The organism is Salicibibacter cibi (assembly GCF_016495865.1).
Lineage (GTDB): Bacteria > Bacillota > Bacilli > Bacillales > Marinococcaceae > Salicibibacter > Salicibibacter cibi.
Genome location: NZ_CP054706.1, coordinates 2,058,874 through 2,083,807, shown reverse-complemented (window position 1 = coordinate 2,083,807; position 24,934 = coordinate 2,058,874). Strand labels below are relative to the sequence as shown.

The window sequence follows — 24,934 nt, the reverse complement described above, 5'->3', positions numbered from 1 at the left end:
AATGATAGATAAAACGATACCGGCATCAGAAGCGGTACAACAGGTAAAGTCAAACGATCATCTCGTGTTGGCAGGGATGTGCAGTGAACCTCCGACGCTTATCCGAGAATTAATCCAACAAAGGCAAAGGCTTGAAAATGTAACGATTTATAATATGCCCCTCGGCACCCCATGTGAATATGCAAATCCAGAGTGGGATCAACATTTTAAAGTGAATAGCTTCCTTTTATCGGGGGGGTTAAAAGATTCATATAAAAGCGGGATGACCGATTATTTTCCCATGAATTTGTCCGATATACCCGAATATATGGAACAGTTGAGACCGGATGTAGCTTTTATCCAGTGTACACCGCCCGACAACGAAGGGAACGTTAATTTAGGGTTGTCTGCGGATTATACATTATCATTGATCCAGCACGCACAATTGGTGATCGCAGAAATAAGTCATCAGCTACCGTGGGTGAACGGAAGAGGAACGATTTCTTCCACTGGCATTGATGTATTTGTGAAAGGCTCGCTCCCTCCAAATGAACTTCCAAGTGCGATCCCGGGTGATACAGAGCACAAGATTGCTCACTATGTGGCTGAATTAATTCCCGACCGCTCGACGATCCAGATCGGGATAGGATCATTGGCAAACAGTATTATAGGTGCTTTAAAAAATAAATCCGATCTCGGCGTTCACACGGGTACGTTTCCGGAAGCACTCATCGATCTATATGAAAACGGCGTCGTGACAAACGAACATAAAGAAATTAACCAAGGAAAAATCGTTGCCACGTGCTTAGCAGGGACACAGCAACTATATAACTATGCCGACTGTCATTCGAACATAGAACTACATCCATCCGATTATACGCATAGCACAGCGACTATTTCGCAGTTATCCAATTTTCATGCGATCAATTCAGCAGTGCAAGTAGATTTAACCGGACAAATTAACGCTGAAAAAATAAAAGATTTTTACATCGGAGGCGTTGGAGGCCAAATGGACTTTATGCGCGGCGCGATGGCTTCAAAAGGCGGGAAGTCCATTATCGCTCTCCCTTCAACGGCGGCAAAAGGCACGAAATCAAGAATTGTTCCCACCCTGACGAGTGCTACGTCGACCAAATCTGATGTGCATTATGTCGTTACGGAATACGGGATCGCATCTCTGTATGGGAAAACGTTGGCAGAAAGAAAAAAAGAATTGATCAACATCACTCATCTCGATTTTCGAGATGAGTTAACCGAGAGTTTTTAAGTGAAGAGATAGGGATGAGAAGTCGATGAATAGACCTGAAATGATAAGGGCGCTCATTACCGTGCTGATTGCTTTTTCCTATTTGATGTACGTTTTTGTTCCTAATGAACTTCTTCTAAACATCTATACGTTATTTTGCTTGTTGCTTATACTAATGAGCTTACCTTCTTTGAGAGGAATACCGGCTATAACAATTGTGCTTCTCCTTATTGCGGGGACTTGGATTCATTTTTCACAGGGTGGAAACGTTCAGGTTTGGTTCCTCGCGTTTGGAGAAAATGCCAGTATATTGACACTATTCATCGCCGTTCCTCTTTTAAGCATTCCCATTCGAATTGGTTATTACTTGGAGGCATTGGATGATTTTTATAAACGATATATAAGCAACGCTAATCGCTTCTATTTTATGTCGAGCAGTACGGCTTTTTTGTTCAGCGTCCTGCTGAATTTAGGCGCGCTTCCACTCTTGTATCAAATGTTGAACACAGAACAAAACAATCCATTTTCAGGGAAGCTGCGAAAGGCTTTATTAAGAGGCTATGTGTTGGCTGTTATGTGGTCGCCCTACTTCATTTCAATGGCACTCGTGATTTCCTACTTTGATGTCAGTTGGGTGCAAATATTTCCTTATGGATTGATGATTGCTTTGATGGGTTTAGCTGCCGGTTATGGTATGGAACGGCAAGGGAAAAAGGTACACAAAAATGTACCAAAAGATGTCACGCTCGAAAATCCCCTGAACAACAGTGCAAGTAAACTCAAGCAGTTAATCGCGACCGGTTTGGTTATTACAGTAAGCATTTTTATCATAGAGTTTTATTCGGAACTCAGTGTCATTGTTGTTGTCTCAGTTGCAGCGGTTTGCGCCGCTGTTATTTGGTCATCGTTCTTACGTAAGATAAGGCTCTTTTTTGTGGAGTTTAAAAATACATATTTTAAGAGCCTACCGAACATGAAGATAGAGTTGGTATTATTCGCAACAGCTGGATTTTTTGGTGCAGTGATCGTACAAACCGATTTTAAGCAATGGATGGATCAGTTCTTTTCGCTGATCGGCACAAACATTATCATTCTTGCTGCTGTCATTATCGGTATTGTCGTTCTTCTTTCTATGGTAGGCGTCCATTCGATTGTGACCGTGACATTGATGGCCGTAAGTTTAAGTGAACTGCCCCAGTTTGAACAGTCTCATCTTGCCATCGCGATTATGTTACTCACCAGTTGGTCCCTTGCATCTATTCTGTCTCCGTTCTCCGGGCTAACACTGTTGACGAGCTCTTTATCCAATCGTTCTTCTTTTCAAGTGGGTATGAAGGAAAATTGGGTCTTCGCGCTGATTTTGTTTATGATTGTTGTGATCGTTCTTGCTTTCTCTCGCTATTTTCTCGGAATTTTATAAACGTGTCGTTATTTAGGGACTGCTGAATAACGGAAAAAGACTGGCACATAAGCATTTTCCGTTGGTGTTGTCAAAGCTAGATGCAAGGAAATCCATCCTATAATCAAAAAACCCTTGCACTTCTGGCAACGTACGGAGGGATGGTGCTGCAATGGCGAGACTCCAGCGGAAAAACGGACGCGTCAAGACCCGGAAGCGCCGGTTTTGCGCGAGGAGGCTTGACCGTTCGTCCGCGGAAAGCGAAGCCATGGAAGCGACATCCCGGCTTCAGCTGATAGCTGCACGTTGTTCAGCAATCCCTATTTACCTCTATACAAAATGTTTGTCCCCAGAAGGCTATTCCTCCTGCCGGAGCAATATAAATGGAGGAGTTATGTTGGCATAGATATTGCATTAATATAATTAACGAAAGATGAGGAGATGAAAAGATGGAAGACTTATTATTTGATGTAGAGGATGGCATCGCAACGATCACATTGAATCGGCCGGATTCATTGAATGCGTTTAGTGTAAAAATGATTGAAGATTGGATTAAAGCACTTGAAGACGTGCGTGACAATGATGATATTCGCGTCTTAGTGCTGACCGGTACAGGTAAAGCGTTTTGTGCAGGCGGGGATCTCAAGACGATGAAAAATGGGGAAGGGTTTCTGAATAAAGAGGGATATGAAGACAAGGATTTCGCTTCGACAGGAATTAATCGAAAAAATAGTTTATGGAAACATGTTCAAAGAATTCCACTGTTGATGGAAGAGATTGATAAACCCACCATTGCCGCCATAAACGGAGATGCGATTGGAGCCGGGTTGGATATGACGCTTCAATGTGACATACGAATTGCATCAGAGAATGCACGGTTTGGCGAAGGATACGTTAAAGTAGGGCTTGTCCCGGGAGATGGCGGGGGTTATTATTTGCCCAGAATTGTCGGTCTGGATCGTGCACTTGAAATGTTATGGACGGGAAAAATTATCGATTCAACAGAAGCGGCAGATATCGGACTTGTCACGCGCGTTGTGACATCGGAAGATTTAATGGATGAATCTTATCATTTGGCAGGTAAAATAGCGAACGGTCCGCAACAGGCAATAAGGTTAATGAAACGAACCGTTTACCAAGGACTTAAAACAGATTTGCGGACATCGCTTGATCAAGTTTCATCATTCATGGGTTTGGTGACTGAACACCCAGATTATGAAGAAGGTTTAAACGCGATTATTGAAAAAAGGAAACCTAAATTTGAATAATAAGGGGGGGAACAATGTGCTGAAGGAATTAGAACTGCCTATTGTAGATCTGCCGAAAGAAACAGAAAGTTTGCGCGAGGACGTTCGTAGCTTTCTTTCTGCAGAATTGCAGAACGGATCATTTGAAACGAGATGTGATTCTTGGTTAAGCGGTTTCTCAGCTGATTTTAGCCGCAAGTTAGGCGAACGTGGATGGCTGGGTATGACATGGCCAAAAAAATATGGCGGACACGAGCGAACGGCATTTGAGCGGTTTGTCGTGACCGAAGAACTGTTAGCGGCCGGTGCGCCTGTTGCGGCGCATTGGTTTGCGGATCGTCAAACCGGCCCGCTTTTATTGAATTATGGCACTGCCTATCAGCGTCAAACATTTTTGCCAAAAATCACTAGAGGAGAACTGTTTTTTGCCATAGGCTTAAGTGAGCCAAATTCAGGTTCCGACTTAGCCTCTATTTCTACACGTGCGAAGAAATCAGGGGGTCAATGGGTCATCAACGGCAGTAAGATTTGGTCCAGCGGTGCACATCACGCGCATTATATTGTCGTATTGCTCCGAACATCCTCACAGGGCGAGAAAAAACATGAAGGGCTCAGTCAGATGATTGTTGATCTTTCCGCATCGGGAGTCACGGTCCGGCCGATTTATTTAATGACCGGCGAGCATCATTTTAATGAAGTGATTTTCGAGGATGTGGAAATTTCAGAGGATATGATCGTCGGTGAAGTAGGTAACGGTTGGAAACAGAGCATGGCAGAACTCGCCTATGAACGAAGTGGGCCGGAACGTTTCTTAAGCACTTATCCTTTATTAAGTGAACTTATCAATCTACTTTCGGAAACGTCAAGTAGTGACCATGCAAAAAATAAAATTGGAAAATTGGCATCACGGCTGTGGACATTACGGTGCATGTCACTAGGTGTTGCAGGCATGCTTGATAAAGGAGAATCACCTGATATCGCAGCATCCCTAGTGAAAGATTTAGGGACCCAATTCGAAAAAGATGTTATCGACGTGGCAAGAGAGCTCATACCGAGCAGGCCATCGATGCATGCAGAAACTAAATACGAAACATTACTCGCTGAAGCGATCCTCCATGCGCCTGGGTTTACGCTTCGTGGAGGGACAACAGAAATTTTGCGAAGCATTATAACGAAGGGGGTGGGATATAATGAGTGACATTCAACCCATGCTTATCGATACAGCAACCAAAATCATGAAAGATATATGTACGAAAGATTTAATCAGCAATGCAGAAGAAGGGGAATTCCCCCAAGAACTTTGGGAAGCATTGAAAGAAACCGGAATGACCTCCATTGGGGTTTCCGAGGAATCAGGTGGAGTGGGCGGTGATATAAAAGATGCCATGAGTTTGCTGAAAGTTGCCGGCAAATTTACAGCGCCTATCCCTTTAGCAGAGACGCTGCTTGCAAACTGGATACTTGGTGTTGCCCGATTACCTTTAAAAAATAGCCCACTAACGTTGATACCGGCACTAAAGAAGGACCGAATCACGTTTAAAAAAGTTGAGGACGGATGGGTAGTATCCGGGAAAGCCCAGTATATTCCCTGGGCACGTGATGTGCAAGACATGGTTGTTTTTGGAAAGACAAGTGACGGGCAACAGGTCGTTACTACTCTCTCTACGACTGATTGTCAAATCAATCGAGGACAAAATCTAGCAGGTGAACCAAGAGATGAAGTTCATGTGCCTGAGAATTTAATTGAAAATGATAGGGTAGCTATTGTTCAAAATTTAACGTACGAAGACATTTGTAATAGAGGTGCTCTCACGCGAATAGCTCTTATGGCTGGCGCACTTGAAAACGCACTAGAGTTAACGCTGACGTATGCAAACGAACGGACACAATTCGGAAGACCAATCGGAAAGTTTCAAGCCGTAAAACAACAATTAGCTGTCTTAACAGGAGAAGTGATGGCTTCAGGAATAGCGGCCGACTCTGCTGTGGCGGCTTATGAGAACAGTGGACAAAATGAAGAAATAGCCATGGCCAAGATTCAAGTGGGTGAAGCCACAAAAGCTGTCACAAATATTGCTCATCAAGTGCATGGTGCCATGGGTTTCACAGATGAACACCCATTACATTACAGCACGCGACGATTATGGTCATGGCAAGATGAATACGGCACCGATAGTGAATGGGCTGATCTTCTCGGTGATAAAATTTTGGAAGAAAAATCCGATGTGTGGTCTATGTTCACGGAATCACCCAGACAATTAACTTAAAGTCTGAGCTGATCATTTTTTTACAATAGAAGGATTGCGTCAAGAGTTGTCCCCAGATCCAATATTCGTGCGACCATTATTGCAACTGGTTCTGTAGAGACGGAATTGAGGGAGACGCGTTAAAACAAGGGGAGTACTAAATAGAAGGCTCGTATACAAAATGTATATATAAAGGAGGCGGTATACAATGAATGAAGCGGTAATTGTAGATGCTTTGCGTTTACCTGTTGGAAGAAGAAAAGGGGTTTATTCTGAGACAAGGTCTGAATATTTGTTAAGTGAAATTTTAAAAGGTTTGGTTAATCATTCGGAAATTGATCCCACTGAAATAAATGATGTCATTGTCGGGTGCGTTACACAAAATGAAGAGCAAGGTAATAACATTGCTAGAATTTCTGCTTTGATGGCAGAGTTGCCCGAGGAAATACCAGCGACATCATTAAATCGAAAATGTGGCTCTTCACAACAAGCCATCAACCAAGCTGCACAATCCATTATAGCAGGAGATCAGGAAGTAGTGATTGCTGCGGGAATTGAAAATATGACCCGACATCCGTTGGGAACAGATCGGGTCGATTCACCAAGTGAATTGACCGATCTATACGAAATGATACCACAAGGAGAATCAGCTGAACGTATTGCTGAGAAATGGGAGCTAAGCCGAGATCAGCTAGATGAATTTTCAGTTAGAAGTCATCAGTTAGCTGAAAAAGCTACGCGTTCAGGAGCCTTTTCAAGGGAGATACTCCCGATAGATGTTGAAAAAGACGGAGCAAAAGTCACAGTAACGAAAGATGAGGGGATTCGCCCTAATTCAACAGCGGAAAAACTCAGTACACTCTCTCCTGCTTTTTCAGCAAATGGTAGAATAACTGCAGGAAATTCAAGCCAAATTAGCGATGGTACAGCGGCAGTTTTACTAATGTCATCAAAAAAGGCAGAAGAATTAGGTTTAAAACCGAGAGCAAAAGTAATCGCAAGAGATGTAATTGGATCAGACCCTACGATGATGCTCACAGGTCCGATCCCACTCACAAAACGGATATTGAAAACAGCCGGGTTATCAGTTCAAGATATCGATGTTTTTGAGTGTAATGAAGCCTTTGCCTCAGTACCGTTAGCTTGGATGAAAGAACTAAACCCTTACATTGAAAAAGTAAACCCTCGCGGAGGCGCAATAGCGTTAGGGCATCCTACAGGTGCTAGTGGAGCCAGACTTATGACAACATTACTTCATGAATTGGAAGATATGGATAAACGGTATGGCCTACAAGTGATGTGTTGCGGCGGAGGAATGGCAACAGCGACAATTATAGAGAGGATTTAACAAGGTTTGCTCCCAAAAAGGTAGGTTTTTTAAAAATACGCTCTTAAACACACATTATATTGTTTTGAATTCACCGTCTTATATACTATATGTTGTGGCATAAATGGCTAGCTGACCTTTTTGGGTGAGAACCTTAACAATGGTATACAAACCGTTTACTAAATCTATGAATTTTTCTGACTCAACCGACTAAAATGTTGATTTAAAAGGGATTTGAGCCAGAGATAGAAATGGCATATATATTGCATTATTTAATTATAAGAATAAATTAAGAGTAGACCTAACTACAATGATAGCGCTTACTTTGATGATATTGTTTAGATATACTTACTCATAAGAAGGTGATAATGTATGGCCGATTCAGTCCGGACAGGTGAAGAATTAAATGATCAAAAGGTAAAAAGTTATTTACACGATCGTTTAAATATAAATCCAGCGAATCCATTAGAGATAAAACAATTTTCAATTGGCGCTTCTAATCTGACTTACCATTTGAAATGCGGATCATGGGAAGGAGTTTTACGGCGTCCCCCCTTAGGTCCCTTACCGCCTAAAGCCCATGATATGGAAAGAGAATATGAAATTTTAAAACGATTAAACCCAGTCTTTTCTTTAGCTCCCAAACCTTATATTTTTAGTGAAGATGAGTCCGTTATGGGTGCCCCATTTTATATAATGGAAACAAAAAGTGGAATCGTGATAGATCGTGAGTTTCCTCCGGGATATAATGTTTCTGAAAACGATTGCAAAAATATATCATATCTTGTAGTTGATACACTAGTTGATTTGCACAGCGTTGACCTTAATAAAACAAAATTAAAATCCTTTGGTCATCCTGATGGATTTTTGGACAGGCAAGTTCATGGTTGGATAAAAAGATATAAAAAAGCCAAAACCGATAATATACCAGAATTCGAAATAGTAGCTAAATGGTTAATAGAAAATACGCCAGTTTCACAAGAAGCAACTATGATTCACAACGATTACAAATTAAATAACATGATGTTTTCTCATGATTTAAAAAGTATGACGGCTGTTTTGGATTGGGAAATGTCAACAATTGGAGATCCATTATTCGATTTGGGGCTATCTTTAGGTTACTGGATAAAAGAAGAAGATCCAAAATTATTGAAGGAGACTTTACAGACGGTAACAAAACAACCAGGCTTTATTACCCGTAGAGATTTTATTGAACGTTATGCAAAAAAGAGCGGTAGAGATGTCTCATCTCTTAAATTTTATATGATATTGGCTTACTTTAAGTGGGCAGTCATAATCCAACAAATCTATTACCGTTGGAAAAGAGGTCAAACACAAGATAACCGATTTAAGAATTATGACGAGCGAGTTAAAAACTTAATGCAATTTTCACTCTTAGCAATAGAAAATGAAGATATTCTATATTGACAATTTGTAAAGAAAAAAGCACGATAGGAGGATTCTATGGGCAAGCCGTGGTTTAGGAAATGGCCAGAAGCACTCCCGAAGAAATTGGATTACGGAACAAAAACCTTACCTGAAATCGTACTAGAGAATTGTGAAAAATTCAGAGATGAATATGCAGTTATCTACTATGGGAGGGGAATTACTTTTCAAGAACTAGGATCATCTATTCAATCTCTTGCTGGATGGTTGCAAGAAAAAGGACTTGGTAAAGGAGATCGGGTAGCAATATACAGCGATAATACACCCCATTTCATCATTTCTTATCTAGCAATACTAGCAAGTGGTGGGGTCTGTGTTTGTTTGAATCCCATGTTTAAGGAGGATGAATTAGAATACCATTTAAATGATTCAGGTGCTGAAACCATTATTATTTTAGAATCTAAGTATAACACGTTACAAAACGTGCGAAACAAAACATCGATTAAAAATGTGATTATAGGATTTTTTGATGACTATATTCCAGAACAACCGACATTACCTGTACCTAAAAGCATCGAAAAAGCAAAAAGTTTAAATCACAATGATGAGTCGTTTATGAACATTATTAACCTGAATAAAAAGTACTTCCCTGTTAAATTTAATTTCCATGAAGATATTGCGTTACTACAATATACTTCAGGGACTTCAGGGTTTCCAAAAGGAAGTATGATCACCCATAGAAACCTATTGGTAAACGTGAAAGGTGCTAAACACTGGTGGGGGTATGAAAAGAGAGATGCACATCTAGCAGTTTTACCCTTCTTTCATGTCACAGGAATGCTGCATAGTATGTTACAACCCGTGTTCTCAGGTGGGGTTATGGTATTATTAACTAGATTTGACGTTGAAACAGTTGTAAAAGCAATAGATAGATATCAGATCAATCATTGGTCTAGTATCGCAACGATGAATATCGCCTTGGTGAATTTTCATGATGTAAAACAATATAATTTAACATCCTTGCGGCTCGTTAGGTCCGGGGGAGCGAGAATTCCAGTCAACATCTATAAAGAATTTAAAAGTTTAACTGGTGTTGATCTCTTAGAAAGTTATGGTTTAAGTGAGACTATTTCTCAAGTCACTTCTAATCCACCTAATTACCCTAAATTAGGATCTGTGGGGATGCCAGTATTTGATGTCGATGTCAAAATCGTTCATGAAAATAACCCTAATAAAGAACTTCCGCTTGGGGAGAAAGGGGAGATCATCGTTAAGGGTCCCCAAGTCATGAAAGGTTATTGGAATAACGAACTAGAAACAAAAGAATCATTTTCAAAAGGTTTCTTTTTGACAGGAGATTTAGGTTATATGGATGATGATGGGTTTTTATATATATCAGGTCGAAAAAAAGAGATCATTAAAGCCTCTGGTTACAGTGTTTTTCCAGCAGAGGTTGAAAATTATTTATATAAGCATCCAGGTATTGCTGAATGTTGTGTTTTTGGTATTCCAGATCCATATCGAGGAGAACAAATTATGGCTGCTATTGTGCCAAAAGATGAATATCAAGGTAAATTGGAAGAAGGTAAAATTGTCGAGTGGGCAAGAGAAAACATGTCTGCGTATAAGTATCCTAGAATCGTTGAATTACGAGAGTCTTTACCGAAAAACGCATCTGGTAAAATCTTAAGGCGAAATTTAGTAAAAGAATATAATGAAAAAACATAACAAAAGTTGCTATTCTCTAGTCATTAAATATCCAATGGAGGGATAACAATGGATTTTGCATTAAGTAAAGAAGTCAAAGATTTACAAAATAAAATAAGTCAATTCATGGATGATGTTATTTATCCGAATGAGACTGTATACGAGGAACAATTAAATGAGCAACGTTGGCATTCACCACCAATCATGGAAAAGATGAAAGAAAAAGCAAAGGCAGCAGGCTTATGGAATCTTTTCTTACCGGAAAGTGAGTATGGTGCGGGGTTAACTAATTTGGAGTATGCCCCGTTATGCGAGTTAATGGGACGTTCATCGATTGCACCGGAAGTCTTTAATTGCTCAGCACCTGATACAGGTAATATGGAGACGCTTGTCCGTTATGGATCAGATGATCAAAAGAAAAAATGGCTGGAGCCGTTGCTCGCTGGCGAAATACGCTCTGCATTTGCAATGACTGAGCCTCAGGTCGCTTCTTCAGATGCGACAAATATTGAAACAAAAATCACAAAAGATGGAAATGAGTATATCATTAACGGTCGGAAATGGTGGACATCGGGTATCATGGATCCACGCTGTGAAATCATGATTGTTATGGGAAAAAACGATCCGGATGGCCCGAAATATACACAACAGTCGATGATTTTAGTGCCAACAGAGACCCCAGGTGTGACCATTAAACGGCATTTGCCGGTTTTTGGATACGACGACGCCCCCCATGGGCATGGAGAAGTGGAATTTGATAACGTGCGAGTTCCCGCGTCTAATATATTATGGGACGAAGGAAAAGGTTTTGCCATATCACAAGGACGGTTAGGCCCAGGGAGGATTCATCACTGCATGAGGTTGATCGGATTGGCTGAGCGTTCGCTTGAGACTATGTGCGAACGTGTACAGGATCGCTCAACATTTGGGAAAACGCTTGCAGAACAAGGAGTTATTCAAGAATGGATCGCTGATTCACGCATTGATATTGACCAGGCACGTCTGTTGACGATGAAAGCCGCCTACATGATGGACACGGTTGGCAACAAAGAAGGCCGTATGGATATTGCAATGATAAAGGTTGTCGCGCCGAACATGGCGTTACGAGTCATCGATCGCGCCATTCAAGCCCACGGTGGTGGAGGAGTCACCGATGACTTTACACTAGCAAAGGCGTGGACAAAAGCGCGAACATTGCGACTTGCTGACGGTCCCGATGAAGTGCACAGGCGAACAATTGGGAGATTAGAATTGAAAAATATCGTTAAATAGAATGAGTATTTTTAATTGGAGGTGATTCAAAAGCAGATAGAAAGTGTTTTTATAGTGTCTCCTGTGATTGACTACATTATTGTAATAAAATAATAATAAGAGAAGGAGTGAAAATAAATGAAATTTGTACCTTTGAAAATATTGTTGGTTTTTGCGATATCAATATTAGCAGCATGTAATGACCAATCTTCGGGAGAAAGTGATAGTGATGATTTAGAAACTGATTTTCCTCAAGATGATATAGAGATTATTGTGCCATACGCTCCAGGCGGTAGTAATGACATCTCAGTGCGACTTATCGCAAGTGTTGCAGAAAAATATGTTCCAAATGATCAATCAATAGCGGTCGTAAACACCCCTGGCATTGTTGGCACATCTGACATAGCCACTGCACCTAATGATGGTTATACGATAGGAGCAGCAACTACTGGGACAATTGGTGTTCAGCCGTTTGTGAACGACACGTCTTTTGATCTAGATAGTTTTGAGCCAATCGCAGGTACTATACATGGGCAAGCAGCATTTTTAGTTTCATCCGAAGCCCCTTTCGATGATTTCGACGAATGGTTAGAATACACGGAAGAAAACCCAGGGGAATTTTCTTTTGCTGCTTCAGCTGCTGGAAATACTACACACTTAGCTGCAGAAGCATTTAATGATCAATTGAATCTAGAAAATGAAGTTGTACCTTTTGAAGGTGCTGGGCCTGCAATATCAGCTTTACAGGGAGGACACGTAGGCGGGTTTGTTAACCCGATAGAGGAAGTTATGTCTGATGTAGAAAGTGGAAACTTAGAAGTGTTAGCTGATGCCTCGGCAGACGGGATAGATTATTTAGAAGAAGAGGTAATTTCTACTCAAGAGGAATACGGATTTAATACAGACTTGATTTATGGATTGGTTGCTCCAGAAGGCATACCTGAACCAGAACTAAATGTGCTTGTAGACATTTTTGAACAAGCTTTTGAGGATCCTGAATTAATCGAGCAGTTGGAAGAACAGGATTACACTCCATCGTATTTATCCCCTGATGAGTTTGCGGAGGCAGTAGCGGAGGATGCCGAATTTTTTGAAGAAGTATACCAAGCAATGGATTAAGCATAACAACATTTGGGTCGTTACATAGATTTGGCGTGGTTAGGATAGCTCCGTCACGCCAAATTTATTACGGCTAAACTTACATTATTTATTTAGGGGGAAAAGTAATGTCTAGGAAGGTAGAAAATTCTTTACCTCCCATGATCTTCTTAATATTGGGGATTTTACTATTGACAACATGGATACCTCAACAAATTCCAATTACAGGAAATGAAGCTATAAATGCAAGGTTTTTCCCATACATTTTATCATTAGCATTAATTATTTGTAGTGCGTTTACATTAATCATAAGTTTAAAAGAAAAAAAATCTAAATCTTATGATGTAGAAAAAGAGAGCAAGCAGCAGTCTAATAAATATTATCGAATAATATTAGTAATATTTATCTCTGTATTTTGGTTAATTACCATTCAATTTCTAGGTTTTATTTCTACAACAATCATTCTTGTTGCAAGCACGATGCTAGTTTTTGGAAATAGAGTTTGGTATCAAATTATCCCTGTCTCCATTATATTTCCTATATTATCTTATCTACTGTTTTCAGAATTTCTAAATGTTAGGTTCCCAGATGGAATGTTGTTCTAGAAAAGGGAGTGAGCTAATTGGACGGTTTTTTAGAGGGTCTTTTCAATGTATTTCAGTTAGGAAATCTCATAATTATTATTTTTGGTATGGCATTAGGAATTGCCGTTGGTGCCTTACCGGGGTTAAGTGTTACCTTGGCAGTTGCTCTTATGCTTCCATTTACTTTTGCTATGGACCCAGGCACAGGGGTGCTTTTTTTAGTTGCCATATACTGTGGAGGTATATATGCAGGGTCAATTACCGCAATATTGCTTAAGACCCCGGGGTCACCTGCATCGGCAGCTACAACTGCTGATGGTTATGCTTTGGCGCAACAAGGTAAAGCTAGTCAGGCTCTAAGTGTATCGTTATACGCTTCAGTTGCAGGCGGTTTATTTAGTGGATTTACCCTACTGTTATTTTCACCACTAATTGCTGAGCTCGCATTAATGTTTGGTCCACCTGAGTTCTTAACATTAGCACTCTTTGGTATGACAGTAATCGCTAGTGTAAGTGGAGATTCCATAAGTAAGGGTATGGTAATGGCGATTTTAGGTATGCTAATTGCCACTGTTGGGGTGGACCCAATGACAGGTTCAGAGAGATTTATATTCGGTGCAGAGTTTTTATTAGGCGGAATAGAAATTGTGCCAGTTCTTATTGGCCTTTTCGCCATTTCAGAAGTTCTTTTACAAGTAGAAAAAAAATCAAAAAGAATATCAGTGAGATCTGGATCAGAAAATCAAAGAAAAGTGAAAATACGTGAATTAAAGCCATATCGCAGAACGATTTTTAGATCAAGTGTAATAGGCTCGATTGTTGGTTCAATTCCAGGACTTGGGGCTGAAATTTCTTCATTTATTTCTTACGGTCAAGCAAAAAAGAAATCAAAAGAGCCTAAGAAATTTGGGAAAGGGAGCATGGAGGGTGTTGCTGCTTCTGAGGCAGGGAACAATGGTGTAACCGGTGCAACTTTAATTCCAACAATGACTTTAGGTATACCAGGCAGTGTTGTAGCTGCCGTGCTATTAGGCGCCTTTTTAGTTCAAGGCTTGAATCCAGGTCCACAGCTATTTCAGGAAAGCGGGGATGTTGCATATACAGTAATATTAGGTTTTATAGTTGCTAATATTGTTATGTTAATAGAAGGAAAATTAGCGATCCGTTGGTTTGCAAAAGTGGCTACGATACCGTCTTCAATTTTATTTCCCATCGTATTATCACTTTGTTTAATGGGAGGGTATGCATTTGAAAACCAGATATATACAGTAGGTATAACTATATTTTTTGGGGTGCTCGGCTATTTATTGAGTAAATTGCAATATCCACTTGCTCCTATGCTCATTGCATTAATATTAGGGCCAATAGCTGAAGAGGGATTACGTCAATCTTTGATGTTATCTGGAGGGAGTTTGGCCATCTTCTTTGTTAGGCCGATATCCTTATTCCTTATAATCTTAATTCTATTATCCGTAATAATGCCTTTTGTAGCTAAATATAGAAAAAATAAGACGGCGAACCGTAGTCTATAGTTGATCTTACTTTACGTAGGAACTAAATTCTAATCGATTTGTTTGATTAAAAGAGGCCATATCCTTAGTTGAACCATTATATTATGTTAAACTATTTGGCAAAACTATGTTGTTATTTGGAGGGATGAATAAAGATGTTCAATAATGAAACGTTGCAAGAATTCTTAGGCAGCGAAAAATTTGAGCCTGAATCGATACATGATTTTCCTTTAGCGCAAGTTTTGTCATCCATTCATGACGGCATCGTTGTTGTAAATGAACAAGGGGTGATTGTGTATGCCAATCCTTCCTATACCCGTATCTTAAATGTCCCTGTGGATCGTGTGATAGGTAAAAAAATGAAAGATGTAGAACATGACGCCAGAATATTAACAGTCTTAAAAACCGGTAAAGCTATTTTACAAGAACCCATTTATTTAGATTCACTACAAGCTGAGGTGGTTGTCGACTCAACACCATTATATAAAGGTAATAAAATAATAGGTGGTGTCACTGTTTTTAAAAAAATGGGAGAAGTCATTGATTATTATAATGCTCTCACTAAGTTAAACGAAATCAAAAAGAAAAAAAAGCTGAAAAAAAATAAAGACGAATTAAAAGACCCTTTTAAAAATATTATCGGTAGCGATCCTCTTTTTAAGAAGAGTCTCCAAAAAGCGTCTGCAGTCGCCCTATCAGGCGCATCCATTTTATTGAGTGGGGAGAGCGGTGTTGGGAAAGAAGTGTTTGCAAATGCGATTCATAAATCCAGCGATAGACAAAACAACGCTTTTGTAAAAATTAATTGTTCCGCTATTCCGGAATCATTATTAGAATCAGAGCTATTTGGTTATGAAGAAGGGGCATTTACCGGGGCTAAAAAAGGTGGGAAAATTGGAAAGTTTGAACAGGCAAATGGCGGAACGGTTTTTCTAGATGAAATCGGGGACATGCCAATACAGGTGCAGGCGAAATTATTAAGGGTACTACAGGAAAAAGAATTTGAACGTGTAGGTGGCCTACAAACGATAAATGTCGACATTCGAATTATAGCAGCAACGAATCAGAATCTTGAAGCGATGATAGAAAACAAACAATTTCGTGAAGACTTGTATTATCGCTTGAATGTCGTACAAATTCGCATCCCGGCTTTAAGAGAAAGGCCTTTAGATATTGAATTAATTGCGAAGCATTTCACTTCTCAATTTACAAACCTATATAATAAAAAACTGATTCTTTCTAGTGAAGTAGTTCAAAGGTTAAAACACTATGATTGGCCGGGAAATGTTCGCCAACTTGCTAATTTTATCGAACATGGGATTATTCTCTGTGATGAGCCCATCATACAAACGAAGCATCTACCTGAACAAATTTTTGAAATCGATTACATTCATGAATATGATTCGAATGATAATGAAGAACTAAGAATCATCAAGGCTTTAAAGGCATCAAAGTACAACCGGACAAAAGCTATGGAAGATTTGGGTATAAGTCGGAGAACGTTTTATAAAAAAATAAAAAAATACAATATTGAGCTATGATGTAGGCGGTGGTCGAAATGAGAGTGATCGTACTTGGTTCAAATAAATATGCGATCGGTATAATAAAAAAAGCTTTTATGTCAAACGCCGAATTTATATCTGTTTTTGAAAAAGACGATTCATTATTAATGGATTTAAAAGAAGAGCTTAATAAGGAATTAGGGGATATTTAAATTTTGAGAGTAAAATAAAATATATAGCTGAACTAAATATAGATAGCCTAAAAAACTCAATTGTTATTGATTGTTTAGCAGATTTTGAAGAAGATTCTAGTTTAGTAAAACAAATTTTCAAAGAGGTGTCATCAAAAGCGATGATATTTTTTACTACAAGTAAAATTAACTCCGTGAATTACATCGCTTCTCTGACAGAAGATCCCAAAAAGGTTGTAGGACTTCAATTTATTGGGTATTTCGAAAGTATAAAGATTGTGGAACTAATCAAAGGGATTCATACATCACAGAAAACGTTGATGGATGCGCAAAATATTTTAAAAAAAATGGATAAAGAGGTAATCATTTTAAAAGACTCACCTGGTTTTATGATAAATAGATTAGTATTTACATTAATCAATGAGTCTATTCATCTTTTAAATGAAGGAATTGGCACACCGAAAAACATAGATGATGAAATGGAATTAGGAATGGGGATGGCAATAGGTCCATTAAAGTTAGCTGATAAAATAGGATTGGACAATACACTAAAAATATTACATCATCTTTATGAGGAGACGGGAAACAATAAATATTTACCTTGTCCACTATTAAAAAATATGGTGAATGCCGGCTATGTTGGTGTTAAATCAAATGTAGGTTTTTTCAACTACTCAGCAGAAATATTAGATTTTCCGATATTTAATACTTAATAAAAGGACATTTATATTTATGTTATTTTTTCTCGATCTGAAAGGAAGGATGATAGTTTGCTAGGAAGAGATTTAGTTTTAGAAGCATTCCGGGAGTATGGGGTAGAGTACTTGTTTGGCAACCCGGGGACGACAGAGTTACCTTTAATGGATGGTTTAGTGAATTATCCGGATATTGAATTCATTGTATCTCTTCAAGAAGATATCTGTGTGGGGATGGCTGCAGGTTATGCTCAAGCGACAGGGAAGCCCGGCGTATTAAATTTACATGCAGCTCCGGGGTTAGCGCACGGATTAGGAAATGTTTATGATGCTTTTCGCGCATCCGTGCCATTGATTGTGACTGCCGGCCAACAGGACACACGGTTGGCTGCTCAAGAACCGGCTTTATGGGGAGAAATGGTCCCGATGATTGAAAATTACACAAAATGGAGTTGGGAAGTCAAAAGCATTGAAGAATTGCCGATCGTTGTGCAGCGTGCTTTTAAAGTTGCAATGACGGAACCAAGGGGCCGGTGTTTTTATCTTTCCCTTCCGATATCATGTGGAAGGAATCGGACGCAGAGACCCTGCCTTTAACAGATATATCAACTAATATTCGTGGCGATCGCGAGGCGATCAAAGCAGCGACGAAAAGCATTCTTGAAGCGTCCAACCCTGTTATTTTAGCAGGCGATCGAATCGGGAGCACGAATTCTATATCAAGCTTAGTGGCATTATCAGAATTAACGGGGGCTCAAGTCTATGTAGAACATCAAAGTGCTGAGTTGAACTTCCCTTACACTCATCAACATTTTGGAGGGCGATGCTTACCGAACGGTTCTTTTATAAAAAAAGTCCTGTCAGAAGCTGATTTGGTGATTTTTGCCGGTGTCATCAGTCAGGCACCATTACTTTACTTTGATGAACCACTTGTCGAGAAAGGGACGAAACGAATTGCTATTGACAACTCCGAATGGCAAATCGGTAAAAATATGCATGTGGATATTCCTATTCTCGGACACCCCCATGAAGTTTTGAAAGAAATCGTTGATGAAACGAAACAACATGCCTCAAATGAGAACGTTCGGACATTTGACATTACGAGAAAAAGAACGTTGGCAAAACATAGGCAAAGGACTGAAGACTTACAGAGACAGTTGGAGGAATCGCAGGAAAACGACATCCTGACACCGGCTCAGGTTATCCATGAACTGAATCAACATCTGCCCGAAAATGCACTAATCGTCGATGAATCGGTCACTTCCGGGCAATATGTCCACGACTATTTGCAATTGGAAAAGCCCAAAAGTTTTATTGGACTGAAGGGTGGTGGTTTAGGTTACGGAATGCCCGCCTCCTTAGGGGCGCAATTAGGGCGCCCGGATCAAAGAGTCGTGAATATCATAGGGGACGGATCCAGCCTATACTATATTCAGGCCATATGGAATGCTGCTAAACATCGGCTCCCTGTTGTTTTCTTTGTTATTAATAATGCCAGTTACATGATTCTAAAAGGTGGTTTAGTAAACATGGATGGGGAAGCAGCAAAAAAGAACTTTTTTCCCGGAATGGACTTAACAGGACCATCTATTGATTTTGTCAGTGTTGCCAAGGGATTTGGTGTGGATGCAGTAAAAGTGGAAAATGAAGAGGAATTGACGACAGCTTTACAACAGGCGTTTTCTGCAAACAAACCGATGCTTCTTGATGTGACTGTTGACTCCACGGTTAAAGTGTTTCTTAAATAGAAGCAGTGGCATTGGGGAAGCGACCGCCATTGCTCTTGCTGAAAAAGGAGTCAAAATTGTTTTGGCTGCGCGAAGAAAGGAACGGTTGGAGGAAATCGCGGACGTATACAAAAAATGGGGGACAGGCAGCGTATTACTAAACCAATGTAACCGCTCGTGAAGCGGGGGAATTGATAAGCCGTTAACGGAAATCGATATTGCTGACGCGATTAGTGTCATGGCTGATAAATTGCTTGTTTGGCTGATATATTGATGTTTTCGGCTGATAAGTACTCTAGGAACTTATCCAGGTAAAGCTTCCGGGAAGCCGCATAACAGCTTCTGCGGAAGCTTTTATTTTTTTCATGCAGTTTTGCATGATCCATACAAGAATGAATGATTAAAAGAGCAAGTAAAATGAAAGCCCTTTAATTTGATGCCTTTTTTGCCGATTATTTTTTTGGCATCATTATTGCATTAAAAGAATGAGGCAACATCTAAGAAATACAGGAGGGAAAAGAGTGAGAATAAATAAAAAAGCGAAGAAATGCTGTTTGTTAAGTGGATCGTTCTTACTAACAGCAGGCTTGTTAACCGCCTGCAATAGCGAAGCAGAGGATGATGAGTGGCAGCATGCCCATATTTCCGGACCGACAGATTCGGGTTGGTATCCGCTATCCACCTTATTTTCCGACATTTGGCTGGATGAACTGGAAGAAGCCGATGTGACCGTTGTTGAAGGCGCTGCGATTGGCAACATTCGTGAGGTGAATACAGGGGTTGACGTGCAAACCGGATTTGCGTTTGTATCTGACTTTGTTGATGGGATTAACGGAGAAGGAGGATTTGAAGGGGAACCCCAGGAGAATGTGAAGGCGCTCGGCGCATTTTATCCTACCTTTTGGAACATCGCGGTATTGGAGGACAGCCCATATGAATCCCTGGAAGATGTGGTTGAATATGGCGCAGATGTGATTCCCGGCAATCCGGGCGACGCGAGCGTGCAAACCTTTCATCGAATCTTTGAAGCCATGGGGTATGACGAAGAAGATTTGGAAGAAGCAGGTGTTTCTGTAGATTATGGAGGTTACGGCGATGCTGCCAATCAGATGAGGGATGGGATTATTGATCTCACGATTCAAGGCGGCGGTCCTTACGTTCCGGGTCTGACTGAAATTGATGCCACCCAGTCCGTGGAACTTTTGTCTATCCCGGAGGAAGTGTTGGACGAGTTGGAGGAGCAAGATTATGGATACACCACTGACTTGGAGATTCCCGCTAACAGCTATAGCGCTCAACCGGAAGATATTCCGACCGTTGTGACATGGGCGATGATGATTGTACACGAGGATATGGATGATGACGTTGTGTATGAGCTTACAAAGGCGATTTGGGAAAATGTTGATCGTGTTGAAGAGGAGCAACCGACGCGAGGCGAATGGTTTGATCCGGAATTTGCCTACGGTGAAATTGACGATCCCGAAGAAAATATTCATCCTGGCGCATTACGATATTATGAAGAAGTCGGTGCGACTGACTAGGAAGGGGGGAGAACGCAATGGAGAAAAGCGCTAACGGAAATGAAAAAATTGACTTAACCATCGAAGAAGAAAGAATGAACTCTTCCATTGAGAAATCTCTGTATAACCCGGATGGCTGGACAACATGGAAGCGTTTACGGCAATTTATGATTGCCATCATTGCGATCACCCTCGCGGTTTATGTGATCTACTACGCGGCAGCCGGGGGCTTGCCGGCTTGGCAGCACCGCGCTGTGTTTACAACCATCTTTTTAATTCTGTGTTTTAGTACGTTTTCGTATCGCAAAGGCAAAGAACCCGGACATTTATTGTTCGATGGAGTGCCGCTCATCTTATCGATTGCACTGCTCGGACATGCGTTTTTTTCCTATCCGGATATTGCCCTTCGCCAAGGGGCTACTACCCTTATTGACCAAATCGTGGCGACGGTTATGATTTTCCTTGTTATAGAAGGAGTACGACGGACGATTGGGCACGCGATGGCAATATTGGCATTGTTTTTTTGGGCCTATATATTTATAGGGCCTTTGTTCCCGGGTCTATTGGGGCATCAAGGATTTAGTTATGGCCGCATGACTGATGCCCTTTACACGACGACGAACGGGATTTTCAGTGATCCCATTTATGTGGCTTCCACTGTCCTTATTTTGTTTCTGATTTTTGCTGCCTTTATGATGAGGACAGGGGTTGGGCAATTTTTTATTGAATTTGCATTTGCATTAACCGGACGTATTCGCGGCGGTCCCGCGCTAGCGTCGGTGTTATCAAGCGGTTTGCTAGCGACGGTGAGTGGAAATGGGGCGGCGAACGCATCCATGACCGGACCGTTTACAATTCCGTTGATGAAGAGGGTAGGTTATACCAAAACGTTTTCCGGTGCTGTGGAAGCGGTTGCTTCTCAAGGTGGACAGATTATGCCGCCGATCATGGGCGCGGCCGCGTTTGTTATGGCGGAATACACCGGTATTCCTTACATTGAAGTAGCCGCCTATGCCCTTCTCCCGGCTATTCTGTTTTTTACCGTCGTCGGAGTGGTCATCTATTTTCAAGCTCGCCGCTTAGGGTTGGAGGGCATCCCGGGATATCAGCTCCCAAATTTTTGGAAGCTCGTCGCGGGCAAAGGATACCTTATCTTGCCGTTAGTGATTATTATCTTTTTGATGGTCATTGGCTATAGCCCGATGAGAGCCGGAATGTGGGCGTTGCTGTCCGTTTTTATATTGAGTCTATTTAAAAAAGAGAGCCGTATGAATGTGATGGCTATCCTTGCCGCTTTGGAAAAAGGCATCCGAAATGCCGTTCCGACGGTGATGGCCTGTGCAGGGGCGGGCATTATCGCCGGATCTGTGATTATGACAGGACTTGGCATGAGTTTTTCCAGATTCGCGGTGGAAATGTCAGGCGGGCAACTGTTGCCGTTGCTTTTGCTGATCATGGTTGCTTCCATTATTCTCGGTATGGGCATGCCGACGGTTTCGGCTTATGTCATTCTCGCAACCGTTGCCGCAGGTGCGCTTACGCAATTGGGTGTACCCGTTCTCGTCGCCCATTTCTTCGTTTTCTATTTCGGTATTTTTTCCGGAATTACACCACCGGTGGCGATTACCTCTTATATTACAGCCGGAATTGCCGGCAGCAATCCGTTGCGTACCGCTGTCTATTCCCTTCGGGTCGGGATGGCCGGTTTTATCTTGCCGTACATGCTCGTCTATAATCCATCGCTGTCTTTGGATGGAAGTGTCCCTTCGATTATTTTCGGTATTATAACTGCTCTCATGGGTCTTGTGGCCTTTGCCGGTTTTATCGAAGGGTGTATGCTGAAAATAACGGAGGTTTGGGAGCGAATATCTTTATTGGTAGCGGCTGTTTTGTTGGTGGCTGACCATTTATGGACAGACGTTATCGGTCTCGCGTTGCTGCTGATTATTTTTGTCTATCAATGGAGAAGCAAGGATAAAAATACAACAGCGGGGATTTCTACTGAGTACTAAAGCAACTTGAAATTCTTATGCGCTCAAATCTCGGTTTTGGGCGCATGTTATTTTAAGGATCCTTTGCTAGTAAAAATGAGATTGCCAGTCCTAATAGACTTTCAACCGGGCTTTGGGCGCAGTTGATGGCCTTTTCCGGGAAAAACGGGTTGGGAAGATGAGGTCACATTCTGGTATAATGGCTGAAAGAAAAATCCATTCTTCTTGAGGGAGTGTTTCTGATGACAACAAAAGCGTTATTATCCAGTGAATGGTCCTATCTCCCTTTCCCTATGCTCCTTGTAAACGATCGTGGAGAAGTGATCGCGAGCAATGAGCGGGCAAGTGAGGATTTTCATCGTTGCATAGCGGAAGACGAACATCATTTTGCATGCAATGTTAATGGTAAGGATTATCTTGTGGAAAAATATGAGCACTCCCATATAAACAATTATTTTTTTTATCTTTTCTATCCCCACGATAAAAGTGCGGCCAAGAAGTATGAAGAGATGGAAAGGGAATTAAATAGTTTGTTGGAAAGCGCTTATGATGCGATTTACATTACTGATGCTGAAGGAACTACGTTGAAAACTAATCCGGCCATTGAACGGATTACGAAAATCCCGCGAGATTATTATATTGGAAAAAATGTAAATCAGCTCGTTCAACGAGGCATACTGGAAGAATCGGTAACTTTTAAAGTGGTAGAAGAAAAGAAACCCATGACGGCTTATCAGCGGGGTCAAGGAGATATTGAAGTGATGCTTACCGGGAGTCCCATATTTAATGAAGATGGCGAAGTGGAAAAGGTCATCACCAACATTCGGGACTTGACGGACTTAAAGCAGCTTCGCGATGAAAATCAAAAAGTGAAAGAACTGAACTCTTTTTATAAGGCCGAACTCAATAAAATGCAGGCGAATCCACAGGTAACAAAGGAGGTCGTTTGTGAAAGTACGGAAATGAAAAACATTTTTTTCACGGGGGAACGTGTGGCAAATATCGATGCCACCATCCTTGTTCTCGGGGAAACCGGTGTCGGGAAAGATGTTTTCGCTAAAAATGTGCATGAGCATAGTCTACGCTCGGAACAAGGAGAATTTATAAAAATCAATTGCGGTGCGATCCCGCCGACACTTTTGGAATCGGAGTTATTCGGTTATGAAGCGGGGGCTTTTTCAGGTGCGCAGAAAGCGGGAAAAGCGGGGATGTTCGAACTTGCGAACCATGGTACGTTATTTCTCGATGAAGTCGGCGAACTTCCCCTCGAATTGCAAGTCAAGCTATTGCGCGTGTTACAGGAAGGCGAAATTAGAAGGGTTGGGAGCACGCACACGACGCGGATCAACGTTAGGGTGATTGCCGCTACCAACCGGGATTTAAAGAAAATGGTGAAAGAAGGCATCTTCCGGGAAGACCTATACTATCGCATTAATGTCATCCCGATTCACATTCCGCCGCTACGGGAGCGGCGCGAAGACATTTTGCCCCTCATCTATTTTTATCTCAAGCATTATAATGAAAAATACGACGTAAATAAACAGTTTTCGGAATCGGCATTAAACTTTTTCTATCAGTTTGATTGGCATGGAAATGTGAGAGAATTGGCCAACTTGGTGGAACGGCTCGTCGTCACGATTCCAACCAACATGATCGATATCAGCGATATTCCCGTCGATATCAGGGAGGAAACAGGAGATGACGGGTTACCCCAAGAGATTACGACACTGCAGGAAGCAACGGAACATTCGGAAAGAGCGCTTTTGGCAAAAGCCCTGAAACTTTATGAAAACACGTATAAAATCGCTGACGCATTAGGAACGAGCCAGGCGACGATTGTAAGGAAATTGAAGAAGTATGAGTTGACGTAGGTAGAGAAAAAAATTCAGTGACAAAAAAGAAGTGCCGATCGAATGGCACTCTTTTTTTGTTAGAAATTTTCTTTTGTGTAGAGGATGAAAGCGAGCAAATTCTATATTTCACCCGTGCGATTCTAAAACAAGAGAAAAACCCACCTGAATTTGAACGGCTGATTCAAGAAAGTGAACAAATTGTCTTAATGTATACAATGAAGACACGATTATCGATATTAAAGGCAAACAGTTTTTGATTCATCCAATTGAAAAAAAATGAAATACAAACAGAGATCGAGAATAATCCGGAATTGCAAAAAATGATCGAACGGGCAGATCAGGATATTGCCACAGGAAATGTGTTCACAACGGAGGAAATGCTTGAATCGATTAAACCTGGAGCTTTTACATGATTACCCAATATTTATGGCCATCGTGATCGAACCCTTAAAAATCCGAAAAGTGACTTACAAT

General features: G+C 41.0%; 23 protein-coding genes and 1 pseudogene. All 24 read left to right on the top strand.

Annotation, left to right across the window (positions count from 1 at the left end):
* Nucleotide 1 precedes the first annotated feature (1 nt).
* On the top strand, nt 2–1,246 hold the full coding sequence (locus tag HUG20_RS10585; protein WP_200084579.1) for an acetyl-CoA hydrolase/transferase family protein: 1,245 nt from the start codon (nt 2–4) through the stop codon (nt 1,244–1,246).
* A gap of 25 nt (nt 1,247–1,271) precedes the next feature.
* A complete protein-coding gene (locus tag HUG20_RS10580; protein WP_200084577.1) occupies nt 1,272–2,645 on the top strand; it encodes a hypothetical protein in 1,374 nt (457 codons plus the stop codon).
* A gap of 80 nt (nt 2,646–2,725) precedes the next feature.
* Nucleotides 2,726–2,920: a hypothetical protein gene (locus HUG20_RS10575; protein WP_200084575.1), complete on the top strand. Its 195-nt coding sequence runs from the start codon at nt 2,726–2,728 to the stop codon at nt 2,918–2,920.
* Between the two features lie 153 nt (nt 2,921–3,073).
* Complete coding sequence (locus HUG20_RS10570) at nt 3,074–3,892, top strand: enoyl-CoA hydratase/isomerase family protein (RefSeq protein ID WP_200084573.1); 819 nt, start codon at nt 3,074–3,076, stop codon at nt 3,890–3,892.
* 16 nt (nt 3,893–3,908) lie between these two features.
* Nucleotides 3,909–5,069, top strand: coding sequence for an acyl-CoA dehydrogenase family protein (locus HUG20_RS10565; protein WP_343073170.1), 1,161 nt, complete (start codon nt 3,909–3,911; stop codon nt 5,067–5,069).
* On the top strand, nt 5,062–6,138 hold the full coding sequence (locus tag HUG20_RS10560; protein WP_200084571.1) for an acyl-CoA dehydrogenase family protein: 1,077 nt from the start codon (nt 5,062–5,064) through the stop codon (nt 6,136–6,138). The genes HUG20_RS10565 and HUG20_RS10560 overlap by 8 nt, the downstream gene beginning before the upstream one ends.
* A gap of 187 nt (nt 6,139–6,325) precedes the next feature.
* A complete protein-coding gene (locus tag HUG20_RS10555) occupies nt 6,326–7,465 on the top strand; it encodes a thiolase family protein (RefSeq protein WP_200084569.1) in 1,140 nt (379 codons plus the stop codon).
* Nucleotides 7,466–7,816: 351 nt separating this feature from the next.
* Complete coding sequence (locus HUG20_RS10550; protein ID WP_200084567.1) at nt 7,817–8,872, top strand: phosphotransferase family protein; 1,056 nt, start codon at nt 7,817–7,819, stop codon at nt 8,870–8,872.
* A 36-nt stretch (nt 8,873–8,908) separates the two neighbouring features.
* Nucleotides 8,909–10,558: an AMP-binding protein gene (locus HUG20_RS10545; RefSeq protein ID WP_200084565.1), complete on the top strand. Its 1,650-nt coding sequence runs from the start codon at nt 8,909–8,911 to the stop codon at nt 10,556–10,558.
* 48 nt (nt 10,559–10,606) lie between these two features.
* Nucleotides 10,607–11,809 (top strand): acyl-CoA dehydrogenase family protein, encoded by a 1,203-nt coding sequence (locus HUG20_RS10540; protein WP_200084563.1) that lies wholly within the window; start codon nt 10,607–10,609, stop codon nt 11,807–11,809.
* Nucleotides 11,810–11,926: 117 nt separating this feature from the next.
* Nucleotides 11,927–12,907 carry a tripartite tricarboxylate transporter substrate binding protein gene (locus tag HUG20_RS10535; RefSeq protein ID WP_200084556.1) on the top strand — a complete coding sequence of 327 codons (981 nt, stop codon included), beginning with the start codon at nt 11,927–11,929 and terminating at the stop codon, nt 12,905–12,907.
* Nucleotides 12,908–13,014: 107 nt separating this feature from the next.
* A complete protein-coding gene (locus HUG20_RS10530) occupies nt 13,015–13,491 on the top strand; it encodes a tripartite tricarboxylate transporter TctB family protein (protein ID WP_200084553.1) in 477 nt (158 codons plus the stop codon).
* Nucleotides 13,492–13,508: 17 nt separating this feature from the next.
* The gene (locus HUG20_RS10525) at nt 13,509–15,002 is read left to right on the top strand and encodes a tripartite tricarboxylate transporter permease (protein WP_246476379.1); all 1,494 of its coding nucleotides are present in this window, start codon (nt 13,509–13,511) and stop codon (nt 15,000–15,002) included.
* Between the two features lie 134 nt (nt 15,003–15,136).
* Nucleotides 15,137–16,522 carry a sigma-54 interaction domain-containing protein gene (locus HUG20_RS10520; protein ID WP_200084551.1) on the top strand — a complete coding sequence of 462 codons (1,386 nt, stop codon included), beginning with the start codon at nt 15,137–15,139 and terminating at the stop codon, nt 16,520–16,522.
* A 17-nt stretch (nt 16,523–16,539) separates the two neighbouring features.
* The gene (locus HUG20_RS10515) at nt 16,540–16,695 is read left to right on the top strand and encodes a hypothetical protein (RefSeq protein WP_200084547.1); all 156 of its coding nucleotides are present in this window, start codon (nt 16,540–16,542) and stop codon (nt 16,693–16,695) included.
* A 140-nt stretch (nt 16,696–16,835) separates the two neighbouring features.
* On the top strand, nt 16,836–17,387 hold the full coding sequence (locus HUG20_RS10510) for a 3-hydroxyacyl-CoA dehydrogenase family protein (protein WP_246476378.1): 552 nt from the start codon (nt 16,836–16,838) through the stop codon (nt 17,385–17,387).
* A gap of 57 nt (nt 17,388–17,444) precedes the next feature.
* Nucleotides 17,445–17,966, top strand: a complete 522-nt coding sequence (locus HUG20_RS10505; protein ID WP_200084543.1) for a thiamine pyrophosphate-binding protein — start codon at nt 17,445–17,447, stop codon at nt 17,964–17,966.
* Nucleotides 17,903–19,117 carry a thiamine pyrophosphate-binding protein gene (locus HUG20_RS10500; protein ID WP_200084541.1) on the top strand — a complete coding sequence of 405 codons (1,215 nt, stop codon included), beginning with the start codon at nt 17,903–17,905 and terminating at the stop codon, nt 19,115–19,117. The genes HUG20_RS10505 and HUG20_RS10500 overlap by 64 nt, the downstream gene beginning before the upstream one ends.
* Nucleotides 19,083–19,229 (top strand): annotated as a pseudogene (locus HUG20_RS19800) (SDR family NAD(P)-dependent oxidoreductase); the annotation flags it as partial. The gene HUG20_RS10500 and the pseudogene HUG20_RS19800, both read left to right, overlap by 35 nt.
* A 388-nt stretch (nt 19,230–19,617) precedes the next feature.
* Nucleotides 19,618–20,637, top strand: coding sequence for a TAXI family TRAP transporter solute-binding subunit (locus HUG20_RS10490; RefSeq protein ID WP_200084538.1), 1,020 nt, complete (start codon nt 19,618–19,620; stop codon nt 20,635–20,637).
* A gap of 17 nt (nt 20,638–20,654) precedes the next feature.
* Entirely contained in the window at nt 20,655–22,628 is a 1,974-nt protein-coding gene (locus tag HUG20_RS10485) for a TRAP transporter permease (protein WP_200084536.1), read from the top strand.
* Nucleotides 22,629–22,849: 221 nt separating this feature from the next.
* Entirely contained in the window at nt 22,850–24,478 is a 1,629-nt protein-coding gene (locus HUG20_RS10480) for a sigma-54 interaction domain-containing protein (protein ID WP_200084534.1), read from the top strand.
* Between the two features lie 17 nt (nt 24,479–24,495).
* Nucleotides 24,496–24,717, top strand: coding sequence for a hypothetical protein (locus tag HUG20_RS10475; protein ID WP_200084526.1), 222 nt, complete (start codon nt 24,496–24,498; stop codon nt 24,715–24,717).
* A gap of 9 nt (nt 24,718–24,726) precedes the next feature.
* Nucleotides 24,727–24,873 (top strand): hypothetical protein, encoded by a 147-nt coding sequence (locus tag HUG20_RS10470; protein WP_200084524.1) that lies wholly within the window; start codon nt 24,727–24,729, stop codon nt 24,871–24,873.
* Nucleotides 24,874–24,934: the final 61 nt, after the last annotated feature.